The 19,171-nt window shown below is 72.5% G+C and carries 17 protein-coding genes; 13 read left to right on the top strand and 4 right to left on the bottom strand.

Annotation, left to right across the window (positions count from 1 at the left end):
- Positions 1 to 6: 6 nt before the first annotated feature.
- Positions 7 to 420 carry a spore wall synthesis regulator SsgD gene (gene ssgD / locus AC1Z4A_RS27270; protein ID WP_483682514.1) on the bottom strand — a complete coding sequence of 138 codons (414 nt, stop codon included), beginning with the start codon at positions 418 to 420 and terminating at the stop codon, positions 7 to 9.
- Positions 421 to 740: 320 nt separating this feature from the next.
- Between ssgD and AC1Z4A_RS27275 the strand changes: the two genes are divergently transcribed.
- The gene (locus AC1Z4A_RS27275) at positions 741 to 1,829 is read left to right on the top strand and encodes a WD40/YVTN/BNR-like repeat-containing protein (protein WP_483682515.1); all 1,089 of its coding nucleotides are present in this window, start codon (positions 741 to 743) and stop codon (positions 1,827 to 1,829) included.
- Between the two features lie 18 nt (positions 1,830 to 1,847).
- Here the strand turns inward: AC1Z4A_RS27275 and AC1Z4A_RS27280 are convergent, their stop codons facing one another.
- The gene (locus AC1Z4A_RS27280; RefSeq protein ID WP_483682516.1) at positions 1,848 to 2,147 is read right to left on the bottom strand and encodes a YciI family protein; all 300 of its coding nucleotides are present in this window, start codon (positions 2,145 to 2,147) and stop codon (positions 1,848 to 1,850) included.
- Between the two features lie 39 nt (positions 2,148 to 2,186).
- On the opposite strand from AC1Z4A_RS27280, the gene AC1Z4A_RS27285 reads away from it, so the two are divergent.
- From AC1Z4A_RS27285 to AC1Z4A_RS27340, 12 genes are all read left to right on the top strand, one after another.
- Entirely contained in the window at positions 2,187 to 2,900 is a 714-nt protein-coding gene (locus AC1Z4A_RS27285; RefSeq protein ID WP_483682517.1) for an endonuclease V, read from the top strand.
- A 199-nt stretch (positions 2,901 to 3,099) separates the two neighbouring features.
- Positions 3,100 to 4,044: a dihydrodipicolinate synthase family protein gene (locus tag AC1Z4A_RS27290; protein ID WP_483682518.1), complete on the top strand. Its 945-nt coding sequence runs from the start codon at positions 3,100 to 3,102 to the stop codon at positions 4,042 to 4,044.
- Between the two features lie 120 nt (positions 4,045 to 4,164).
- Positions 4,165 to 4,545, top strand: a complete 381-nt coding sequence (locus AC1Z4A_RS27295) for an MmcQ/YjbR family DNA-binding protein (protein WP_483682519.1) — start codon at positions 4,165 to 4,167, stop codon at positions 4,543 to 4,545.
- Between the two features lie 132 nt (positions 4,546 to 4,677).
- A complete protein-coding gene (locus tag AC1Z4A_RS27300) occupies positions 4,678 to 5,415 on the top strand; it encodes a helix-turn-helix domain-containing protein (protein ID WP_483682520.1) in 738 nt (245 codons plus the stop codon).
- A gap of 69 nt (positions 5,416 to 5,484) precedes the next feature.
- On the top strand, positions 5,485 to 6,921 hold the full coding sequence (locus AC1Z4A_RS27305) for a CoA transferase (protein ID WP_483682521.1): 1,437 nt from the start codon (positions 5,485 to 5,487) through the stop codon (positions 6,919 to 6,921).
- Positions 6,922 to 7,024: 103 nt separating this feature from the next.
- Complete coding sequence (locus tag AC1Z4A_RS27310) at positions 7,025 to 8,218, top strand: CaiB/BaiF CoA transferase family protein (protein WP_483682522.1); 1,194 nt, start codon at positions 7,025 to 7,027, stop codon at positions 8,216 to 8,218.
- A gap of 63 nt (positions 8,219 to 8,281) precedes the next feature.
- Entirely contained in the window at positions 8,282 to 9,454 is a 1,173-nt protein-coding gene (locus tag AC1Z4A_RS27315) for an acyl-CoA dehydrogenase family protein (protein WP_483682523.1), read from the top strand.
- Complete coding sequence (locus AC1Z4A_RS27320) at positions 9,451 to 10,524, top strand: acyl-CoA dehydrogenase family protein (protein WP_483682524.1); 1,074 nt, start codon at positions 9,451 to 9,453, stop codon at positions 10,522 to 10,524. The genes AC1Z4A_RS27315 and AC1Z4A_RS27320 overlap by 4 nt, the downstream gene beginning before the upstream one ends.
- Before the next feature lie 166 nt (positions 10,525 to 10,690).
- Entirely contained in the window at positions 10,691 to 11,884 is a 1,194-nt protein-coding gene (locus AC1Z4A_RS27325; RefSeq protein ID WP_483682525.1) for a CaiB/BaiF CoA transferase family protein, read from the top strand.
- Positions 11,881 to 13,023, top strand: coding sequence for an acyl-CoA dehydrogenase family protein (locus tag AC1Z4A_RS27330; protein ID WP_483682526.1), 1,143 nt, complete (start codon positions 11,881 to 11,883; stop codon positions 13,021 to 13,023). The genes AC1Z4A_RS27325 and AC1Z4A_RS27330 overlap by 4 nt, the downstream gene beginning before the upstream one ends.
- Before the next feature lie 75 nt (positions 13,024 to 13,098).
- A complete protein-coding gene (locus AC1Z4A_RS27335) occupies positions 13,099 to 14,313 on the top strand; it encodes an acetyl-CoA C-acetyltransferase (RefSeq protein ID WP_483682527.1) in 1,215 nt (404 codons plus the stop codon).
- A gap of 53 nt (positions 14,314 to 14,366) precedes the next feature.
- Positions 14,367 to 16,532: a 3-hydroxyacyl-CoA dehydrogenase NAD-binding domain-containing protein gene (locus AC1Z4A_RS27340; RefSeq protein ID WP_483682528.1), complete on the top strand. Its 2,166-nt coding sequence runs from the start codon at positions 14,367 to 14,369 to the stop codon at positions 16,530 to 16,532.
- Between the two features lie 48 nt (positions 16,533 to 16,580).
- Here the strand turns inward: AC1Z4A_RS27340 and AC1Z4A_RS27345 are convergent, their stop codons facing one another.
- Together AC1Z4A_RS27345 and AC1Z4A_RS27350 are read right to left on the bottom strand one after the other, a co-directional pair.
- A complete protein-coding gene (locus AC1Z4A_RS27345) occupies positions 16,581 to 17,333 on the bottom strand; it encodes a MerR family transcriptional regulator (RefSeq protein WP_483682529.1) in 753 nt (250 codons plus the stop codon).
- 162 nt (positions 17,334 to 17,495) lie between these two features.
- Positions 17,496 to 19,028: a M1 family metallopeptidase gene (locus AC1Z4A_RS27350; protein WP_483682530.1), complete on the bottom strand. Its 1,533-nt coding sequence runs from the start codon at positions 19,026 to 19,028 to the stop codon at positions 17,496 to 17,498.
- Between the last annotated feature and the right edge of the window lie 143 nt (positions 19,029 to 19,171).

Consider the following 19,171-nt stretch of genomic DNA (forward strand, 5'->3'; position numbering starts at 1 on the left):
GCCGTGTCACGCCTGCCGCAGCAGCGCCGCCAGATCGCGGTCCACGTCGAGGTGACCTGCCTCGGCGCCCGTGGGCACCAGCGTGTACGTACCGGCCAGGAAGGCCCGCAGCTCGGCGGTGTCGAGCTGCACCATGGCCACGCCCTCCGGCGCGTGGAACTCCAGCACGGTGCGGTGCGGGCCGCAGGGCCAGATCCGTACGTCACCGCCCCCGGCGGAGCGCAGCAGGCCCCGGGCCAGCAGCTCCCGCGCGAACGCCCAGACGACCTCCGCGCCGTCGAGGGAGGCCGCCGGAGGGAACGCGATGCGCACGGCGAAGGGGTCGTGCCGGTCGTAGCGCAGCCACGCGGGAACCGTGCGGGACGGCGGGGCCGACGCGATGATCCGTGCCTGGACAGCCTGTTCGATGACAGTGGACAACGCCAGCTCCCTTGCCGTTGTTTTCCGGGTGGTGCGCTTCCGTGATGCGGCCTCTGCTCATGGGGAGACGGTCTATCGATCGCGGTAGTGCACATGAATTAGGCGTGAGTTGCGTCACGACCCTTGAAAGAGAAGACATTTGCTGTGTTAGAGCAATGAACTCGAAGGAATACCGCCAAGGGTGGCGGACCGCTGCGGACCCCCGCGGACACCGCTTACCCGTCGGACGGCCCTCACCGCCCCACCGGCAACACCGTCGGCACCTTCAGCAGCCGCCGGGCCATGGACGCCCGCCCCCGCCTCCGCTAGCTTCGCCGCTCATGAGACGGAGGATCTGCGCGTTACTCGCGGGAATCGGTGCCTCGGCGCTCGCTCTGACCGGCACCGGCCCGGGCACCGCCCCGGCGTCCGCCGCACCACGGCCTGCCTGGGTGAAGCCGCATTGGGAGAAGGCGGACACCGGCCACGACGCCCGGTTCCGGGGGCTCGCGGCGGTGAGCCGCAGCACGGCGTGGGTGGCGGGAACGAAGGGAACCGTGCTGCTCACCCGCGACGGCGGCCGGCACTGGCAGGACGTCTCGCCGCCCGGCGCGGCGGCGCTGGAGTTCCGCGACGTGGCGGCGTTCGACGCCCGGCACGCGGTCGCCCTGGCCATCGGCGAGGGCGACGCCTCGCGGATCTTCCGCACGGACGACGGCGGCGCGAGCTGGACGGAGAGCTTCCGCAACCCCGACCCCAGGGCCTTCTACGACTGCCTGACCTTCTTCGACCGGCGCCACGGCATCGCCGTCTCGGACCCCGTCGACGGCAGGTTCCGCGTCCTCGCGACCGGGGACGGCGGCCGCAGCTGGCGCGTGCTGCCCGCGGACGGCATGCCCGCCGCCCTGCCCGGCGAGGGCGCGTTCGCCGCGAGCGGCCAGTGCGTGGTGCACTCCGGCCGCCACGACGCCTGGCTCGCCACGGGCGGCGCGGCCGTCTCGCGCGTGCTGCACTCCGCCGACCGGGGCCGCACCTGGACCGTCGCCGACACCCCCGTACCGGCGGGCGACCCGGCGCGCGGGGTCTTCGGGCTCGCCTTCCGCGACCGCACCCACGGGCTGGCCGTCGGCGGCGACTACCGCACCGGGAAGCCCTCGCCGGCGGCCGCCGCGGTCACCGGGGACGGCGGCGCGGGCTGGACGGCGGCCGCGGCACCGCCCGCCGCCTACCGCTCCGGGGTCGCCTGGCTGCCGCGCAGCCGCACCGTCGCCCTCGCCGTCGGCCCGACCGGCAGCGAGTTCACCGCCGACGGCGGCCGCAGCTGGCAGGGGTTCGACACCGGCTCGTACGACACGGTCGACTGCGCCCCCGACCGGGGCTGCTGGGCGGCGGGGGAGAAGGGACGCGCGGCCCGGCTGTCGACGGGCTGATGGAATCCGGAAGGGGAGTCAGGACGGCAGTTCCTGCCGGTACTGCTCCATCCCCGGGGCGGTCTTCGTCGGAATGAACTCGGTGACGGTGTACTCGCACACGCCCGCCACCGTGAACGGGTCGCTCCGGGTGATCTCCTCGATCTTCGCGCGGTCGTCGCCCAGCGCCAGGATGATCCCGCCGTCCCGCGGGACCTTGCGGCCGGACGCGATGAAGACGCCGGACGCGTAGTGGGCGTCCAGCCACGCGACGTGCTCGGCGAGGGCGGCGTCGATGCGCTCGATGGGGGCGATGTAGGTCAGCTCCAGTACGAACATGATCGACAGGCTACGCCCCTCGTCTACCGTGGACGCACTATGACCCACACTGCGAGCTGCGACTTCGACGACCTGCCGCCGGGCTGGCCCACGACGGAAGAGGAGGCCCTGGCCCTCCAGGGCGAGTTGCGGGGGCGGGTGGTGCTGGGCGAGGAGGGGCCCGCGCCGGACGAGCCCCTCGTCGTCGTGGGCGTGGACGTCGCCTACGACGACGAGCGGGACGTCGTCGCGGCCGCGGCCGTCGCGCTCGACGCGGACACGCTCGAGGTGGTGGCGGAGGCGACCGCGACCGGCCGGATCGCCTTCCCCTACGTGCCCGGGCTGCTCGCCTTCCGGGAGATACCCGCGGTGCTGGCCGCCCTCGACCGCCTCCCGGCCGACCCCGGCCTGATCGTCTGCGACGGCTACGGCCTCGCCCACCCGCGCCGCTTCGGCCTGGCCGCCCATCTGGGCGTCCTGACCGGCCTGCCGACCGTCGGCGTGGCGAAGAACCCCTTCACCTTCCGCTACGAGCCGCCCGGGCCGCACCGCGGCGACTCCTCCCCGCTCCTCGACGGCGACGAGGAGGTGGGCCGGGCCCTGCGCACGCAGAAGGACGTCAAACCGGTCTTCGTCTCGGTCGGAAACCGGGTGAGCCTCGACCGCGCGTGCGCACACACCTTGCGGCTGGCCAGGGACTTCCGGCTGCCCGAGACGACGCGGGCGGCGGATTCGCTGTGCCGGAGGGCGCTGCGGGCGGCGGTTTCCGGTTGAGGAACCGGCGGAAACAGGGGTGTGGGCGCCGCTTTCCCGTTCCCCGGAATTCGGTGGCGAATTCCCGCCGGCAGCGCTTGCGGCGATTGCCGGAAAGGGCCTGTCCTGTGCGGCCTTGACAGGGCTCGGGCACTGCGTCAGATTCGGTGCGGAATCGGACCGTCCCCCCGTCCCTCTGTGGACCGGAAGGCTGGACCCCATGGCCCCGACGCGCCTGCCCGTGCCCCTGTCCGGTGTCGTTCCCCCGCTCTGCACTCCGCTCGACCCCTCGGGCGAGGTCGACGCGCGGTCGTTCGCCTCGCTCGTGGAACACGTGCTCAAGGCCGGGGCCTCGGCGGTCTTCGTCCTCGGGACCTGCGGTGAGGCCGCCTATCTGAGCGATGCTCAGCGACGTGCGGCGGTCCGGGCCGCGGTCGGCGCGGTGGCCGGGCGGGTGCCCGTACTGGCCGGGGTCATCGACATGACCACCGCGCGGGTGCTCGACCACGCCCGCGCCGCCGCGGAGCTGGGCGCCGATGCGCTCGTCGCCACCGCGCCGTTCTACACCGGCACCCACCCCATCGAGATCGCTGCCCACTACCGCCGCGTCCGGGCGGCCGTCGACCTGCCGCTGATCGCCTACGACCTGCCCTCGGGGGTGCACACCAAGCTGCCCGCGGCCACCCTCCTCGACCTCGCCGAGGACCGCACCCTCGCCGGGCTCAAGGACAGCAGCGGCGATCTCAACGCGCTGCGCCGACTGCTCGTCGAGCTGCGCCGCCGCGGCCTCGACCGCCGCTTCGCCGTGCTGACCGGGTCCGAACTGACCGTCGACGCCGCGCTGCTGGCGGGCGCCCATGGCGTGGTGCCGGGGCTGGGCAATGTGGACCCGGCCGGTTACGTACGGCTGTACGAGCATGCGCGGGCCGGGCGGTGGGCGGAGGCGGCCGCGGAACAGGACCGGCTGGTGTCGCTGTTCGCGTTGGTGGAGGCGGGGGATCCGCGGGAGATGAGCGGCAGTTCCTCGGCGCTGGGCGGCTTCAAGGCGGCGCTGCGGGCGCTGGGAGTGATCGAGTGCGCGACGACTGCGGCGCCGCAGGTGCCGTTGCCGGTGGGGGCGGTGGGGGTGGTGCGGCGGGTGCTGGTGGAGGGCGGGTTGCTGTAAGGGGAAACCGGGGGCGGAGCCCCCGCCCTGCGGCGGAGCCGCATATCGGATACAGCGGGAAGGGGCGGGTAGGGGAAAATTCACGCCTGTACCGGCACCCGCCCACCCCGAGAGGCACCCATGTCACCCCACCCCCACCGCCCCCACCAGGCCCGCGACAGCATCCGCGCATTCGCGCTCTCCCTCCCGGGCGCCGTGGAGGAGTTCCCCTGGGGCGACGACGCCGTCGCGAAGGTCAACAAGAAGATCTTCGTCTTCCTCGGCGCGGAGGGGAACGACGAATCCCCCGGCATCGCCGTCAAGCTCAAGGACGAGGAGTCCCACGCCCACGCCCTCACCGTGCCCGGCGCCGCCCCCACCGCGTACGGCCTCGGCCGGCACGGCTGGGTGTCGGTTCCGATCGGCGGCGAGACACCCGTGGAGGTGTTCTGCGACTGGGTCGAGGAGAGCTACCGGACCATCGCCCCCAAACGGCTCATCGCCCAACTCGACGCGGACTGACCGGCGTCCGGCTCGACGCGGCCGGGGCCGGGGCCAGGGCCGACTTGATCGTCGGGGGTGGTGGGGGAAAGGATCGACGAGTCGTGTCGGCCCGAGCGGTCGGCACCTACGAGAAGGACAAGGCGGGGCGGGATGAGCGAGCACGGCCGGCGGCGGCATCACCGTACGGTGGACCGGGTCGTGTGGATCCTGGAGGCCGCCGCGCGGGCGCCGGGCGGGGTGACCGTGGCCGAGTTGGCACGGACGGTCGAGGCGCCGGCGAGTTCGGTGCAGGATCTGGTGAACGGCCTTGTCGCGACCGGTTTTCTGCTGGAACAGCACCGGCGCTTCCGGCTCGGTCCCGCCCCGCACGTCCTCAACCTCATCGCCGGCCGGGTCGTGCCGCGGATCGGTCGGGCCGAGCTCGACGAACTGAGCCGCGTCGCGGGTACCCCGGTGCTGCTCACGGTGCGGGTCGGGCTCGACGCCGTGTACCTCGCGCGCGGCGGTGAGGACCACATTCCCCGCCTCGTGCCGCTCGCCGACCAGCACGTCGCCCGGCCGCTGCTGCGCACCGCCGCGGGCCGTCTGCTGCTGGCCTTCACCGACGAGGCGGAGCGCCGCGGGCTGCTCGACGAGCTCGCCCGCCACGACCCCGATGCGGTCGCCGAGTTCCGCTCCGCCCTTCCGGCGATCCGTGCGTCGCGGATCAGCCGCAGCGAGGGACTGGCCGACCCCGAGGTCAGCGCACTCGCGATCCCCGTCACCGACGGCCCCGTCGTCACAGGAGCCCTCGCTCTGATCCACCAGCGTCGCGGCCGCTCGGAGCGGCTGCGCCTGGACCGGGCGGCAGCCCGGCTCCTCGCGCACATCCAGGAGAGGCGGACGTGACGTCCGCATCGATTCACGGATATCCGTGAATCCGGGCGCTCGTGCAGGGCCGGGAACGAGCATCCCGGCATGACGTCGAACACGCTGACCACGACCGGGCCGACGCCCACCGGCGAGATCGTCTCCCAACTGCTGCACACCCTCGGCGACCCCGATCCGGCCCGGGGAGCCGAGGACATCACCATCGTCGGGGCCGATCCCCTGGTGCCCTCGGTGCACCGCCTCGCCGATGCCATGTCCGCCGCGATCGGTGTCTTCGGACGGCAGACGGCGACGCTCGGCGAACAGCGCGGCCACCCGCACCAGAGGGTGGAGGTACCGGCCGGAGCCGCGATCGACCAGCTCATGGCGACGTATCACACGACGCTCTCGGGGCGCCCGCTCGGCGCTCTCCTCGACGATCCGACGCTGCTCGGCAACAACGACTTCTACCGGGCGCGCGACGGCCGATGGATCTTCATCATCACCACCTATCCGCATCTGCGGGACGCGGTCGGCTCCGTGCTGAGGTGCGGGCTCGACAAGGTGGGGATCGCGCAGGCCACGGCCGGCTGGGACGCCTTCACGCTGGAGGAGGCCATCTGCGCGCGGGGCGGCGTCGCCTGCGTGGTACGCAGCCGGGACGAGTGGCTCGCGCACCCCGCGGGGCGGTATGTCGCGCAGCGCCCGGTCGTCGAGATCGAACGCGTCGGTGACGGACCCCTCCGGCCGCTGGAGCCGATCGGTGCGGCCGACGAGGCGCTCGCGGGCGTACGGGTGCTCGATCTCACCCATGTCATCGCGGGTCCCGTATCGACGCGACTCCTCGCCCAGTTCGGCGCCGACGTGCTGCACCTGACGCGTCCCGACCGCCCCGACCCGGTCCCGATGATCGCCATGACCGGCGGCGGCAAGCACAACGCCTACTGCGACCTGCGCGACGCTCGCGACCGTACGGCCTTCCACGACGTGCTTCAGGACGCGGACGTCTTCGTGCACGCCTACCGGGGGCTCGCCCGGCACGGGGCGTCGAGCGAGGAACTCGTCCGGCGCCGCCCCGGACTCATCACCCTCGAATACCACGCCTGGGGCGCCGAAGGCCCCTGGGGCGAACGCGGCGGGTTCGACCAACTCGCCTGCTCGGCGACCGGATTCGCCGTCGAGGAGTGGACGGACCGGCCGTCGCTGCCGCCGACGTACCTGCTCAACGACTACCTCGCCGCCTACCTCGGGGCCGCCGCCGTCGCGACGGTCCTGCGCCGACGCGCCACGGAGGGCGGCTCATGGCGGATCCGCGTGACCTTGGCCGGGGTGTGCCACTGGGTGCAGGAACTCGGGCTGCTGGCGCGGGAGGACGTACTCGGCCTGCCCCGGCCCGGGCGCGCGCCGTTCGCCGCGCTGTCGACCACCGGGACGGACTTCGGCCCGCTCACCGAACCGGCGACTCCGTTCGCGTACAGCGGGCGCACGGTCCCCCAACCCGGCCGGCGTTCCCCGCTCGGGTCCGCCGCGCTCCAGTGGAGCTAGGGGGTGTCCGGTGGCTCTCCGCGGGAGAAGGAGCGGTGTCCGCCGCCACCCGTACCGCACCACCGTTCACCCGCCCCACCGATACCCCAGGAGGCACCGGAAGATGTCCAGGAAACCGAACAGCTCGTCCGGCCGCGGACTCCTCGCCGGAGTCCGCGTCATCGAACTGGCCAGCGTGATCATGGCTCCGTACGCCGCCCAGCAACTCGGCGACCTCGGCGCGGACGTGATCAAGGTCGAGCCGCCCACCGGCGACATGACGCGCCACTACCCGCCCCGGCGCCACCCCGGCATGGGCGGCGCAGCACTCAACCTGAACCGCAACAAGCGCAGCGTCGCCATCGACCTCAAGCTCCCGCACGGCCGCGGCGCCCTGCTCGCCCTGCTGCGCACCGCCGACGTCTTCATCACCAATGTGCGTCCGCAGGCCCTGGACCGGCTCCGCCTCGGCTACGACGACGTCGAGGCCGTCAACCCCGGCTTGATCTACGCCCACGCCCAGGGTTTCCGCAGTGACAGCCGATACGGCACGCACGCCGCCTACGACGACATCATCCAGGCGGCCAGCGGCCTGGTCTGGCTCAACCACAAGGTCTCCGGCCGGCCCCACTACGTCCCCACCGTCCTCGCCGACAAGATCTGCGGCATGCAGATCGCCCAGTCGGTACTGGCCGCGCTGCACTACCGGGAGCACGGCGGCACCGGACAGCACATCGAGATCCCGATGGCCGACACCATGCTCGCCTTCAACCTGGTCGAACATCTGGGCGCCGCCACTCTGGAGGCCGACGGGGCGTTCGGCTCGGCCCGCTCGCTCAGCCCGGAGCGCCGTGCCCTGCGCACCGCCGACGGCTGGATGTGCATCCTGCCGCACAGCGACCGCAACTGGCGGGACTTCGCCGCCTTCGTCGGCCATCCCGAACTGGTCGCCGATCCGCGCTTCGCCACCGGCCCCGACCGGGCCCGCAACGCCGACGCGTTCTATCCGCTGCTCGCAGAGCTGGCACTACGTCACACCAACGCCGAGTGGCAGGAGTTCTGCGACCGGGCGGGCATCGCCGCCGCCCCCGTGCTCGACCTGGCCTCCGCCGCCACCACCGCCTATGCCCGGGAGGGCGGCCTGCTGTACGAGGCCGACCACCCCACCGAGGGCCGCTACCGGGTGATCGGCCGCCCGGTCCGCTACTCGGCCGACCCCGAGCCGCGCCTGCACCCCTGCCCCACCATCGGCCAGCACACCGACGAGGTGCTCCGCGAAGTCGGCTTCGACCCCTCCTTGCTGCACCCCACGGGCTGACCGGATCCCTGCGCCGCGAAGAAACACCCACCGTCCATTCACCATTCCGGGAGCGGATGAACCATGTCGCCTTCGACGCTTTCACCGATCGCATTCCCCGATGTCACCCTGCCCCGCTCGGCCCGTCGGCTCCGCACCGAGGTCCGCGCCTTTCTCGACGAGGAGCGCGCCCGCGGCACCGTGCTCGGCCGCCCCGACTCCTGGCTGGCCGGCTGGGATCCCGATTTCAGCCGCCGCCTCGCCGAGCGCGGCTGGGTCGGCATGGCCCTGCCCACCGAGTACGGTGGCGCGGGCCGCGGCTTCCTGGAGCGCTATGTGGTGATCGAGGAACTGCTCGCCGCCGGCGCCCCGGTCAGCGCCCACTGGGTCTCCGACCGGCAGGCGGGACCCTCGATTCTCCGGCACGGCACCGAGGAGCAGCGCCGCTTCTTCCTGCCGGGGATCGCCGCCGGGCAGTGCTTCTTCTCCATCGGCATGAGCGAGAAGTCCAGCGGCTCCGACCTCGCCTCGGTCGCCACCCGTGCTGAACGCACCGCTGACGGATGGCGGTTGACCGGCACCAAGATGTGGACCGGCGGAGCTCATGTCAACGACTACGCCATCGTGCTGGCCCGCACCGACAAGGCCGAGGACAAGCACGCCGGCCTCAGTCAGTTCATCGTCGACCTGCGCGCGCCGGGCGTACGGGTCGAGCCGATCCGACTGATGAGCGGCGAGCACCGCTTCAACGCCTTGCACCTCGAAGGCGTCGACGTCCCCGACGGCATGCTGCTCGGACAGCAGGGAGACGGCTGGAAGCAGGTCACCGGCGAACTCGCCTTCGAGCGCAGCGGCCCGGAACGCTACCTTTCCACCTTCCCCCTGCTGGTCTCCCTCCTCCGCGAACTGGAGCAGCGCCCAGCCACAGTCGAACAGCTCACGCAGGTCGGCATCCTGACCGCCCGTCTGCACAGCATCCGTCGACTGTCCCTCGGCGTGGCCGCGGCCCTGGACGCCGGAGCCTCGCCCGGCACCCAGGCCGCCCTGGTCAAGGACCTCGGCACCCGCCTGGAAGGCACGCTGATCGACACCGTCCGCAGCATCCTGCCGACCCCGGCCGACCCGCACGCCACCCCCGGCAGCCACCCCGAACTGCTCGCCTTCGCCCTGCTGCACAGCCCCGGTTACACGCTGCGCGGCGGCACCAACGAAATCCTTCGCGGCATCATCACTCGTGGTCTGGAGCAGCACCGATGAACACCCACACGATCGACACCGGCGCCCCCGTCATCTCCGCCGACCACTACGACACCACCGCCTTCTACGCCGATCCCGACGCCATCGCCACCGTCGCCAACACCACCGCTCCCGACGCCGTGGCCCTCCCTTCCCACGGCGCCTCCACCGCCGAACTCCTCGCCGCCGCCCAGGAAGCAGGACGCTGCGCCGTCCCCGCCCCCCTCGCCGAGACCGCCCTGGTCGCCCGTCCCCTGCTGCGCCGCGTCGGCCTCCCCGTGCCGGACGGCCCGCTCAGCTACGCGATCGCCCCCGACCTGACGATCCGATACGCACACCCGGCCGCCTCCCCCGTCGGCTCGGCCGGGTGCCTGGGCGACGACGACACCCTGCTGGTCACCGGAACTCTGCGCCGCGTCCCCTGGGCCCGCGCCGCCACCGCGGTGGTCGTCCTGGCCACCGCCCCCTCGGGCCCCGTCCTGTTCACCCTCACCCCCGACCAGGCCGCCCTCACCCCCGGCGGCAACCTCGCCGAGGAACCTCGCGACGACCTGTACCTCGCCGCCCTTGAGATCCCCGCAACGCGAGTCCGCCGTATCGCCCCCGAACTGCTCGACGAGGCCCGGCTCCGCGCGGCCCTGGCCCGCTCCGCCCTGATCGCCGGAGCCGCCGAACGCTGCGTCGACCTGACGGTCGCCCACACCACCGCCCGCATCCAGTTCGGCCGCCCGCTCAGCCGCTTCCAGGCCGTCAAGCAGGAAGAAGCGCGGCTGATCGAGGAAGCCGCCCTGGTCCGCGCCGCCGTCCAGGCCGCCGCCGCCCCGCTGGACACCGACGGCCCGTCCGCACACGTCGCCGTCGCCGTCGCCGCCGCCAAGACCCAGGCATCCGCCTCGGCCGCCGAGATCGCCCGTATCGCCCACCAACTGCACGGCGCCATCGGCATCACCCAGCTCAACCCGCTCCACCTCGCCACCACCCGCCTGTGGTCCTGGCGCGACGAAGACGGCGACGAAACCTACTGGGCCCTCCGCCTGGCCCAGCCTCTCACCGCCACCACCCTCTGGCCCGCCCTCACCACCACACCCTGACGCCCCGCCCCCACGCCCTGCTTCACCGCCGCGCCGTCAGGGGTAGGACAGACGAAACGTGAGCCTGCAAATGACCGCCCGTATGCCCCTTGTGGTCAGTGGAACACGTTCTTAACATCACGAGTGTTACAGCGGTTGTGTCACAGCACAGCGACCTGGGGGCCGCATGACGGAGACGGCAGAGACGTCGGATACGGCAGAGACGGCAACGGCGGCGGACACCGGGAGCGGTCCGCTCGCCGGCGTGCGCGTGGTCGAGCTGGCCGGCATCGGGCCGGGCCCGTTCGCCGCCATGCTGCTCGCCGACCTCGGCGCCGACGTCGTCCGCGTCGACCGCCCCGGCGGCCAGGGGCTGCACATCGACCCCGCGTACGACGTCACCAACCGCAACAAGCGCTCCGTCCTCCTCGACCTCAAGTCCGCGGAGGGCGCGGGCACCGCCCTCGACCTGGCCGAGCGGGCCGACATCCTGCTGGAGGGCTACCGCCCCGGTGTCGCCGAGCGCCTCGGCCTCGGCCCCGACGCCGCGCTCGCCCGCAACCCCCGCCTGGTGTACGGACGGATGACCGGCTGGGGGCAGCAGGGTCCGCTCGCCCACGCCGCCGGGCACGACATCGGCTACATCGCCGTCACCGGCGCCCTCGGCATGGGAGGGCCGGCCGGCGGGCCTCCATACCCCGTGGCCAACCTCCTCGGCGACTACGCCGGCGGCTCCCTCTACCTCGTCGTCGGCGTCCTCGCCGCCCTCCAGCACGCCCGGGCCACGGGCACCGGGCAGGTCGTCGACGCCGCCATCGTCGACGGCACCGCCCACCTCACCGCGATGATCCACGGCATGCTGGCGGCCGGCGGCTGGCAGGACCGGCGCGGCGTCAACCTGCTCGACGGGGGAGCGCCGTTCTACGGCACCTACGAGACCGCCGACGGCGGACACATGGCGGTGGGCGCCCTGGAGCCCCGGTTCTACGCCGAGTTCGTCCGGCTGCTCGGCATCGAGGGGACCGCCCCCACCCGGGACGACCCCGCCCGCTGGGGCGAGCTGCGCGCCGCCGTCGCCGCCCGCTTCCGGCAGCGCACCCGCGCCGAGTGGACCGAGGTGTTCGAGGGTACGGACGCGTGCGTGGCGCCCGTACTGTCGCTGCGCGAGGCGCCCGGCCATCCGCACCTCGCCGCGCGCGGCACGTTCACCGACCACGACGGCATCACCCAGCCCGCCCCCGCACCCCGCTTCTCCGCCACCCCGGCGGCCGTGCACCGCCCGCCCGCGCGGCCCGGCGCCGACGCCGCCGAGGTGGCCCGCGACTGGGGCGTACCCGGCCTCGACCGGACCGAGCCGCAGAAAGGGAGCCCCCGCCGATGAAGCGTCAGATCTACAGCCCCGACCACGAAGCCTTCCGGGAGACCGTCCGCACCTTCCTCACCAAGGAGGTGGAGCCCCACTACGAGCAGTGGGAGCGCGACGGCGTCGTCTCCCGCGAGGCGTGGCTGGCCGCGGGCCGGCAGGGGCTGCTCGGGCTCGCCGTCCCCGAGGAGTACGGCGGCGGGGGCAACGACGACTTCCGCTACGGCGCGGTGCTCGCCGAGGAGTTCGCCCGCGCGGGTGCCGCCGGGCTCGCGATCGGGCTGCACAACGACATCATCGGCCCCTACCTGACCTCGCTCGCCACCGACGAGCAGAAGCGCCGCTGGCTGCCCGGCTTCTGCACCGGCGAGACCGTCACCGCCGTCGCCATGACCGAGCCGGGCGCGGGCTCCGACCTCCAGGGCATCCGCACCTCGGCCGAGGACCGCGGCGACCACTGGCTGCTCAACGGCTCCAAGACCTTCATCTCCAACGGCATCCTCGCCGACCTCGTGATCGTCGTCGCGCGGACGACGCCCGAGGGCGGTGCCAGGGGGCTGAGCCTGTTCGTCGTCGAGCGCGGCACGCCGGGCTTCGAGCGCGGCCGCAACCTCGACAAGATCGGGCAGAAGGCGCAGGACACCGCAGAGCTGTTCTTCGACGACGTCCGCGTCCCCAAGGAGAACCTCCTCGGCGAGCTCAACGGCGCCTTCGTCCACCTGATGAACAACCTTCCCCAGGAGCGGCTGCACATCGCCGTCGCCGCCATCGCCGCGGCCGAGCACCTGCTGGAGATCACCACGCGCCACGTCAAGGAGCGCGAGGCCTTCGGCCGCCCGCTCGCGCGGCTCCAGCACATCCGCTTCGAGATCGCGGAGATGGCCACCGAGTGCGCCGTCACCCGCGCCTTCCTCGACCGCTGCATCGAGGACCACACCCGCGGCGAGCTGGACGCCGTGCACGCCTCGATGGCCAAGTGGTGGGCCACGGAGCTGCAGAAGCGCGTCGCCGACCGGTGCCTGCAACTGCACGGAGGGTACGGCTACATGACCGAGTACCGGGTCGCCAGGGCGTTCACCGACGGCCGCATCCAGACCATCTACGGCGGCACCACCGAGATCATGAAGGAGATCATCGGCCGCTCCCTGCTCTCCTGACCGGCGGGCCGCCCCTCCGCCGCCCCTCCGCCGTCCCCTCCCAGCCCCGAACCACCCCCCGAAAGGCTTACGACCTTGAGCACCGAAGCGTATGTGTACGAGGCGATCCGCACCCCGCGCGGCCGCGGCAAGGCCAACGGCGCCCTGCACGGCACCAAGCCCGTCGACCTCGTCGTCGGGCTGATCCACGAGCTGCTGCGGCGCTTCCCCGGCCTGGACCCGGCCGCCGTCGACGACATCGTGCTCGGCGTCGTCAGCCCCATCGGGGACCAGGGCTCCGACATCGCCCGGATCGCCGCCATCGCCGCCGGACTGCCCGACACCGTGGCCGGCGTGCAGGAGAACAGGTTCTGCGCCTCGGGGCTGGAGGCCGTCAACCTGGCCGCCGCCAAGGTCCGCTCCGGCTGGGAGGACCTGGTGCTCGCGGGCGGCGTGGAGTCGATGTCCCGGGTGCCCATGGCCTCGGACGGCGGCGCCTGGTTCGCCGACCCGATGACCAACTTCGACGTCAACTTCGTGCCCCAGGGCATCGGCGCCGACCTGATCGCCACGCTGGGCGGCTTCACCCGCCACGACGTCGACTCCTTCGCCGCGCGGTCCCAGGAACTCGCCGCCGCGGCCTGGAAGGACGGCCGCTTCGACCGCTCCGTGGTGCCTGTGCGCGACCGCAACGGCCTCGTCGTCCTCGACCACGACGAGCACCTCCGCCCCGGTACGACCGCCGAGACCCTCGCCGCGCTCAAGCCCTCCTTCGCGGCGATCGGGGAGCAGGGCGGCTTCGACGCGGTGGCGCTCCAGCAGTACCACTGGGTGGAGAAGATCGACCACGTCCACCACGCCGGCAACTCCTCCGGCATCGTCGACGGTGCCTCCCTCGTCGCCATCGGCAACCGCGAGACGGGCGAGCGCTACGGGCTGCGGCCCCGGGCCCGCATCGTCTCCGCGGCCGTGTCCGGCTCCGACCCGACGATCATGCTGACCGGGCCCGCCCCGGCGACGCGCAAGGCGCTCGCCAAGGCCGGGCTGACCATCGGCGACATCGACCTGATCGAGATCAACGAGGCGTTCGCGGCGGTCGTGCTGCGGTTCGCCGAGGAGATGGGCGTCGGGCTGGACCGCATCAACGTCAACGGTGGGGCCATCGCCCTGGGCCACCCGCTGGGGGCGACCGGGGCGATGCTGCTCGGCACGGTCGTGGACGAACTGGAGCGGCGGGACCTGCGGTACGGGCTGATCACGCTGTGCGTGGGAGGCGGGATGGGGATCGCGACGGTGGTGGAACGGGTGTAGGCGCGAGCGGCTGGAAGACCCGTCGGACACCACAGATCACGGAGACCTGAACAATGACCGAATCCACCATCCGCTACGAGCGCGACGCAGACGGCATCGTCACCCTCGTCCTCGACGACCCCGCCCAGTCCGCCAACACCATGAACGTCGCCTTCCAGGCGTCCCTCACCGCGGTCGCCGACCGCCTGGAGGCCGAGAAGGACTCCGTACGCGGAGTGATCCTCACCTCCGCGAAGAAGACCTTCTTCGCCGGCGGCGACCTCCGCGAGCTGATCCGGGCCACCCCCGCCGACGCCCGGCGCGTCTTCGATGCGGGCATGGCCGTCAAGCGCGACCTGCGCCGCATCGAGACCCTCGGCGTGCCCGTCGTCGCCGCCCTCAACGGGGCCGCCCTCGGCGGCGGCTACGAGATCGCGCTGGCCTGCCACCACCGCATCGCCCTCGACGTGCCCGGATCGAAGATCGGCCTGCCCGAGGTGACCCTCGGGCTGCTGCCCGGCGGTGGTGGCGTCGCCCGCACCGTACGGCTCCTCGGCATCACCGACGCGCTCCTCAAGGTGCTGCTCCAGGGCACGCAGTACAGCCCGCAGCGCGCCCTCGAGGCCGGGCTGGTCCACGAGCTGGCCGCCGACGCGAACGAACTGCTGGCCAAGGCGCGGGCCTTCGTCGCCGCTCACCCCGAGTCCCGGCAGCCCTGGGACGAGAAGGGGTACAAGATCCCCGGCGGCACGCCCGCGACCCCGCGCTTCGCGCGCGACCTGCCCGCGTTCCCCGCGAGCCTGAAGAAGCAGACCGGCGGCGCCCCCTACCCGGCGCCGCGCAACATCATGGCCGCCGCCGTCGAGGGCGCCCAGGTCGACTTCGAGACGGCGCAGGTGATCGAGGCCCGCTACTTCACCGAGCTGGTCACCGGGCAGACCGCCAAGAACATGATCCAGGCGTTCTTCTTCGACCTCCAGGCCGTCAACGCGGGCCGCAGCCGCCCCCGGGACACCGAGCCGCGCACGGTGCGCAAGGTCGCCGTGCTCGGCGCGGGCATGATGGGCGCCGGCATCGCCTACGCCTGCGCCCGCGCCGGCATCGAGGTCGTCCTGAAGGACGTCTCCCCCGAGAACGCGGCCAAGGGCAAGGCGTACTCCGAGGGCCTGCTGGCCAAGGCGCTCGCCAAGGGCCGCACGACCGAGCGGAAGCGGGACGAGCTGCTCGCCCGGATCACCCCGACCGCCGACGCGGCCGACCTGGCGGGCTGCGACGCCGTCATCGAGGCCGTCTTCGAGGACCCGGCGCTCAAGCACAAGGTCTTCCAGGAGATCCAGGACGTCGTCGCGCCGGACGCCCTGCTCTGCTCCAACACCTCCACGCTGCCCATCACCTTGCTCGCCGAGGGCGTGCGGCGGCCCGCGGACTTCGTGGGCCTGCACTTCTTCTCGCCCGTCGACAAGATGCCCCTGGTGGAGATCATCAAGGGCGAGCGGACCGGCGACGAGGCGCTGGCCCGCGCCTTCGACCTGGTCCGGCAGATCAGCAAGACCCCCATCGTGGTCAACGACTCCCGCGGCTTCTTCACCTCGCGCGTGATCGGCCGGTTCATCAACGAGGGCGTCGCGATGATCGGCGAGGGCGTTCCCGCGGCCTCCGTGGAACAGGCCGCCGCCCAGGCCGGCTACCCCGCCAAGGTGCTCTCCCTGATGGACGAGCTGACCCTCACGCTGCCGCGCAGGATCCGCGAGGAGACCCGGCATGCGGTCGAGGCGTCCGGCGGCACCTGGACGCCGCACCCCGCCGACGCCGTCATCGACCGGATGGTGGACGAGTTCGGGCGCACCGGCCGCAGCGGCGGCGCGGGCTTCTACGACTACGCCGACGGCAGGCGGACCGGCCTGTGGCCGGGGCTGGCCGAGCACTTCGGCCGGGAGGGCGCCACGGTCCCGTTCGCCGACATGACGGAGCGGATGCTCTTCTCCGAGGCGCTGGACACCGTCCGCTGCCTGGAGGAGGGCGTGCTGACCTCGGTCGCCGACGCCAACATCGGCTCGATCCTCGGCATCGGCTTCCCCGGCTGGACGGGCGGCGTGCTGCAGTACATCAACGGCTACGAGGGCGGCGTGCCCGGCTTCCTGGCCCGGGCCCGGGAGCTCCAGGAGGCGTACGGCGAGCGGTTCGCGCCGCCCGCGCTGCTGGTGGAGAAGGCGGAGAAGGGCGAGACCTTCACCGACTGACCCGCCGGCTGATGCTCGTCGGCCGGGGTGGCCTGCGGGGGCCGGGGCTCAGGCCCCGCCGTCCCCGTAGGTCGCCCGCAGCTCCTGCTTGAGGGACCGCTGGAAGGCCGTCACCAGCGCCTGCACCACCAAGGGCTGCATATGGGCCGACAGGGACTTCATCTCCGCCACCCGCTCCGGGTCGCTCTCGCGCTCGCGGTAGGGGCCCCAGACCTCGTCGTGGAACAGCCGCGTCAGCTCCCGGGCCGTCGAACGGGCGTGCTCCAGCAGGACGGTGCGGGCGGCCAGGATCGTCTCCAGCGCGATGGGCACGTCCAGCAGCTGGATGCCCAGCCCCAGCAGGCCCGGGTCCACGCGGAGGACGGCCTCGTCCTCCGTGCGCTCCAGGACGTTCATCGCGGCGAGCCGGTCGAGGTCCTCCTCCGGCAGCGGCCGCCCCGCCCGGCGCTCCAGCTGCGCCCGGGTGGTCTCCTCCGCCTTGTCCGGTGTCCAGGAGGCCACCAGCGCACGGTGGATGGCCAGGTCGTGGGCGCTCAGGTCGGCGGGGAGCCGGTGCACGTAGCGCTCGATGGCGGCCAGGGTCAGGCCCTGGTGCTGGAGTTCCTCGATCAGCGCCAGCCGGGACAGGTGGTCCGGCCCGTAGCGGCCGACCCGGCGCGGGCCGATCTCCGGCGGCGGCAGCAGGCCGCGGGAGCCGTAGAAGCGCACGGTGCGCACGGTCACCCCGGCGCGGGCGGCCAGTTCGTCGACGGTGAGGGTGCGTTCCGCGGTGTCCGCTGTGCCCTGGGGGTCCGTGGCCATCGGCGGTGCCTCGCTCTCTGTCGCGCCTTCGGGCTCCTTCGGGCTCAACAGTATTGCTGTGCCACCGGTGCTGTGAAACCTCCCGTCACCTGCGGAAAGGGCCCGCCGCCGAGGCGACGGGCCCTTCCGGGGCGGGGCCGGGACGGTGCCCGGACGACCGAGTCAGTGCCGGTGGCGGCTCTGCGGGTGGGCCTGCTGGGCCTCGTCGATCTTCTTCCAGGACTTGGGCTCGGCGGCCTTGAGGGACCGGCCGGCCTTGTCCGGCTTGGCGGCGGTGACGCCGATGCCGTCCCTGGCCGCCTCGGCCGCGCCGGGCTTGCCGACCGTGGACAGCCAGGTGTCGAAGAGCTTCTGCAGCGGCTTGCCGGACGCCTTCTCCGCGAACTTCACGAAGTCCTCGACCGAGCCGTTGCCGTACTTGTTCTCGGTGGTCCACTGCTTGAGGATCGAGAAGAAGGTCTTGTCGCCGACCCTGTTGCGCAGCGCCTGGAGGGCGATGGCGCCCCGGTTGTAGACGGCGTTGTGGAACTGGTTGTCCGCGCCCGGGTCGGACGGCTTGACCTTCCAGAACTCGTTGTCCGCCGGGATGCCCGTGTAGACGTAGTCGGCGAGCTGCTGGGCCGTGCCCTCGCCCTCCTTCTCCGACCACAGCCACTGGGCGTACGTCGCGAAGCCCTCGTTGACCCAGATGTCGCGCCAGTTCTTCACCGAGACGCTGTCGCCGAACCACTGGTGGGCCAGCTCGTGGACGATCAGGGAGACGTTGGCGCCGTTGGCGAAGCCGGAGGGGCTGTAGTACGGCCGGGTCTGGGTCTCCAGCGCGTAGCCGGTCTTGACGTTGGGCACGTAGCCGCCGACCGCGTTGAACGGGTACGGCCCGAAGATCTTGCTCTCCCAGTCGATGACCTCGGTGGTGCGCTCGACGCTGGCCTTGGCCGGATCGAGGTTGTCGCCCAGGTCCTTGCTGTAGGCGTTGAGCACCGGCAGGCCGTCGGCCGTCTTGTCGGTGGTGATGTCGAACTTGCCGACGGCCAGAGTGGCCAGATAGCTCGCCTGGGGCTTGGTGGAGCGCCAGTTGTAGCGGGTCCAGCCGAGCTTGGTGGACTGCGACTTCAGCTCGCCGTTGCTGACGGTCTGGTAGCCCTCGGGCACCGAGACGGAGATGTCGTAGGTGGCCTTGTCGCGCGGGTGGTCGTTGCTGGGGAACCACCAGATCGCCGCGTCCGGCTCCTGGGCCACGACCGCCCCGTCCGGGGTGCGCTGCCAGGAGGAGTAGCCGCCGACCTTCACCTGGGAGGGCACGCCGCTGTAGCGGACCACCACGGTGATCTGCCGGCCCTTCTCCAGCGGGGCGGCCGGGGTGATCTCCAGCTCGTGCTCGCCCGACCTGGCGAAGAAGCTGGGCTTGCCGTTGACCAGCACCTCGCTCACGTTCAGCGCGAAGTCGAGGTTGAAGCGGGACAGCGCCTGGGTGGTGGTGGCCGTCAGCGTCGCCGTGCCGTCCAGCTGGTCGGTCTTCGGCTGGTACTTCAGCCGCAAGTCGTAGTGGGAGACGTCGTAGCCGCCGTTTCCGGATGCCGGGTAGTAGGAGTCCCCGAGGCCCGGGGCGCCCGGCGTGGCGTCGGCAGCCGATGCCGGGTTCGCCAGCAGGAGGAAGGCGGCGGCCGCGCTCGGAACGATGAGTCTGTGACGCACGAGTCACTCCAACTCGTAGGGGGCGAAAGATCAATCGCAGCCTATGTACTCATCGGTGACCCGGCCATGTCCATGGGGCGTCCCGACATGCGAACGACATGTGCCCGTCATCAACAGGTTTACGGCCACTCGCACGACCACCG

Source organism: Streptomyces sp. 17_S59 (genome assembly GCF_056930295.1).

Coding starts and splice junctions, on each gene's coding strand:
- AC1Z4A_RS27315 (WP_483682523.1), top strand. CDS start 8,282: ATGTCGCCTTCGACGCTTTCACCGATCGCATTCCCCGATGTCACCCTG.
- AC1Z4A_RS27300 (WP_483682520.1), top strand. CDS start 4,678: ATGAGCGAGCACGGCCGGCGGCGGCATCACCGTACGGTGGACCGGGTC.
- AC1Z4A_RS27305 (WP_483682521.1), top strand. CDS start 5,485: ATGACGTCGAACACGCTGACCACGACCGGGCCGACGCCCACCGGCGAG.
- AC1Z4A_RS27340 (WP_483682528.1), top strand. CDS start 14,367: ATGACCGAATCCACCATCCGCTACGAGCGCGACGCAGACGGCATCGTC.
- AC1Z4A_RS27325 (WP_483682525.1), top strand. CDS start 10,691: ATGACGGAGACGGCAGAGACGTCGGATACGGCAGAGACGGCAACGGCG.
- AC1Z4A_RS27275 (WP_483682515.1), top strand. CDS start 741: ATGAGACGGAGGATCTGCGCGTTACTCGCGGGAATCGGTGCCTCGGCG.
- AC1Z4A_RS27310 (WP_483682522.1), top strand. CDS start 7,025: ATGTCCAGGAAACCGAACAGCTCGTCCGGCCGCGGACTCCTCGCCGGA.
- AC1Z4A_RS27285 (WP_483682517.1), top strand. CDS start 2,187: ATGACCCACACTGCGAGCTGCGACTTCGACGACCTGCCGCCGGGCTGG.
- AC1Z4A_RS27330 (WP_483682526.1), top strand. CDS start 11,881: ATGAAGCGTCAGATCTACAGCCCCGACCACGAAGCCTTCCGGGAGACC.
- AC1Z4A_RS27280 (WP_483682516.1), bottom strand. CDS start 2,147: ATGTTCGTACTGGAGCTGACCTACATCGCCCCCATCGAGCGCATCGAC.
- AC1Z4A_RS27295 (WP_483682519.1), top strand. CDS start 4,165: ATGTCACCCCACCCCCACCGCCCCCACCAGGCCCGCGACAGCATCCGC.
- AC1Z4A_RS27320 (WP_483682524.1), top strand. CDS start 9,451: ATGAACACCCACACGATCGACACCGGCGCCCCCGTCATCTCCGCCGAC.
- AC1Z4A_RS27345 (WP_483682529.1), bottom strand. CDS start 17,333: ATGGCCACGGACCCCCAGGGCACAGCGGACACCGCGGAACGCACCCTC.
- AC1Z4A_RS27290 (WP_483682518.1), top strand. CDS start 3,100: ATGGCCCCGACGCGCCTGCCCGTGCCCCTGTCCGGTGTCGTTCCCCCG.